The sequence below is a fragment of the Thioclava pacifica DSM 10166 genome, assembly GCF_000714535.1.
GTDB classification, from domain to species: Bacteria; Pseudomonadota; Alphaproteobacteria; order Rhodobacterales; family Rhodobacteraceae; genus Thioclava; species Thioclava pacifica.
Map to the genome: position 1 here is coordinate 1 of NZ_AUND01000025.1, position 1650 is coordinate 1650.

A 1650-nucleotide genomic window follows, 5' to 3' on the forward strand; every position below is an offset into this window, starting at 1 on the left:
GCTCTGAGACGCGACAGGGGAAAAACAGGACTATGAAAAACCTTTCGAAAATCACTGGCCTTGCGGTTGCGATGACCGCCGTGGCCCTGCCGGCGCTGGCGCAAGATGCCGCTCCGGCCGCGATGGATCCGCCGGCCAACGAGATCGGCTTCATTCTCAACACCTTCATGTTCCTCGTCACCGGTTTCCTGGTGATGTGGATGGGCGCGGGCTTCTCGATGCTCGAAGCGGGTCTGGTGCGTTCGAAGAACGTGACCATGCAGTCGCTCAAGAACATCTCGCTCTTCGCGATCGCGGCGATCATGTACTACCTGATCGGCTACAACCTGATGTATCCGGGTGACGGCTGGTCGATCGACGGCGTGCTCGGCGCGTTCTCGACCACCTCGCTCGAGCCCGTGGGCGTTGGCGCTGACAGCGTCGACCTGACCTACGCTTCGGTCGGTTCGGACTTCTTCTTCCAGCTGATGTTCTGCGCCACCACCGCGTCGATCGTCTCGGGCACTCTGGCCGAGCGCATCAAGCTGTGGCCCTTCCTGATCTTCACCGTGATCCTGACGGGCTTCATCTACCCGATCCAGGCTTCGTGGAAATGGGGCGGTGGCTTCCTGGACGCCGATTTCGGCTTCCTCGACTTCGCTGGCTCGACCGTCGTGCACTCGGTCGGTGGCTGGGCGGCTCTCGCTGGCGCTCTGATCCTCGGCCCGCGTATCGGCAAGTACAAGGACGGCAAGGTCCAGGCGATGCCCGGTTCGAACCTGACGCTCGCAACGCTCGGTACCTTCATCCTGTGGCTCGGCTGGTTCGGCTTCAACGGCGGTTCGCAGCTCTACATGAACACCGTGGGCAACGTCGCTGATATCTCGCGCATCTTCGCCAACACCAACACGGCGGCTGCCGGTGGCGCGATCGCGGCGCTGATCCTGACCCAGCTTCTCTACAAGAAGCCCGACCTCACCATGGTGCTCAACGGCGCGCTGGCCGGTCTGGTCTCGATCACCGCTGAACCGCTGACCCCGAGCCTCGGTGCGGCGACCATCATCGGTGCCATCGGCGGTGTCATCGTGGTCCTGCTGGTTCCGTTCCTCGACAAGCTGAAGATCGACGACGTCGTCGGCGCCATCCCGGTGCACCTCGGCGCGGGCATCTGGGGCACCCTGGCGGTTCCGATCACCAACCCGGACGGCACCTTCTACGGCCAGATCGTTTCGATCATCATCGTCGGTATCTTCGTCTTCGTGGTCTCGGCAGTCATCTGGTTCATCCTGAAGGCCGTCATGGGCATCCGCGCTCCGGCTGAAGACGAGATGATGGGTCTCGACAAGGCGGAACTCGGGATGGAAGCCTATCCGGAATTCACGAACTGAGCCTGAGCTCACAGCATCAGGAAAGGCCCGGGGATCACCCGGGCCTTTTCACATGCGCCCTTCGAGGTGACGTATTTCTAAAAGTGGTTAAAAAACCGGCAAGTCGCCCGATTTTTGACCCTCTTACTTTCACGTGATCTGCGCCGCCGCTCCGGCGCTCAGCAGTTTCTTGTCGAGTCACCCCCGCTTGCGCCTTCTGATCTAGCAAGCTGACGCAGCGATAAGGCATCGAGGCCGGCTGAACAGGGGAAGGACACCACGTGAAACTCATCATTGCAGCAAT

General features: G+C 61.3%; 1 protein-coding gene. It reads left to right on the forward strand.

The window, feature by feature from the left end; all coding sequences use genetic code 11:
- Window positions 1-32 precede the first annotated feature (32 nt).
- Window positions 33-1367 (forward strand): ammonium transporter, encoded by a 1335-nt coding sequence (locus tag TP2_RS12060; RefSeq protein ID WP_038077837.1) that lies wholly within the window; start codon window positions 33-35, stop codon window positions 1365-1367.
- The last annotated feature ends 283 nt before the right edge of the window (window positions 1368-1650 follow it).